This window comes from Vibrio sp. MM46 (assembly GCF_027587135.1).
GTDB lineage: Bacteria > Pseudomonadota > Gammaproteobacteria > Enterobacterales > Vibrionaceae > Vibrio > Vibrio harveyi.
Genome location: NZ_JAPPTO010000096.1, coordinates 1 through 638, shown reverse-complemented (window position 1 = coordinate 638; position 638 = coordinate 1). Strand labels below are relative to the sequence as shown.

The 638-nt window shown below is 43.3% G+C and carries 1 protein-coding gene; it reads right to left on the bottom strand.

What is annotated here, in order from left to right:
- Positions 1-97 precede the first annotated feature (97 nt).
- Positions 98-619, bottom strand: a complete 522-nt coding sequence (locus tag OH459_RS28070; RefSeq protein WP_038881865.1) for a GNAT family N-acetyltransferase — start codon at positions 617-619, stop codon at positions 98-100.
- Positions 620-638 lie beyond the last annotated feature (19 nt).

The following is a 638-nucleotide window of genomic DNA, read 5'->3' as shown; positions in this document are numbered from 1 at the left end:
GCATTAAGGTGTGAGCGGCGCTTGGCTATACTTGAGCGAAGCGAAAACGCCAAGCGTTGCGAATCACTCTTAAATGCTTTGTTAGCCCTGTGGTTGACTAGTACATATAACCTAGCCAATCAAAATGTCCAACACCCCACTGCTTATCTCTGAGTGGTTTCACATACAGTTCATCAACGTGCTCTACAGCAACTCCAAAGTTGGTGTGCTCGTGAAGCCTTAACCAAGATTGCATGCACTGAACTTTGTTAAAGCCGTTTGAAGAGTAGAAATCATCTAACTCAGATATGAGGATTATGAAATCAACGTCTTTAGTTTCGGCAAATGCCGATACTTCTGACAACATAAAAGAGCCAATACCTTGCCCTCGATAACGTTCATCAACACAGAAGTCGATGACGCCCAGAACCTTATGTATTTCCCCACCGACGCTCACGGCTCGATAATCCAGTCCAAGATAGCCAACCAACTGTTCACCTTGAAAATGAAGAGCACGCATATGAGGTAACTGCTTAAAGTAAGAACGACTTACTTGGCTATCTGGGAAAGCTTGGTTTCTTAACGCTTCGATTGCCTTATGATGCAATTCTGAAACGTCAATTTCTTGCACGATTTCCATATCATTTCCTCAAAAAGGG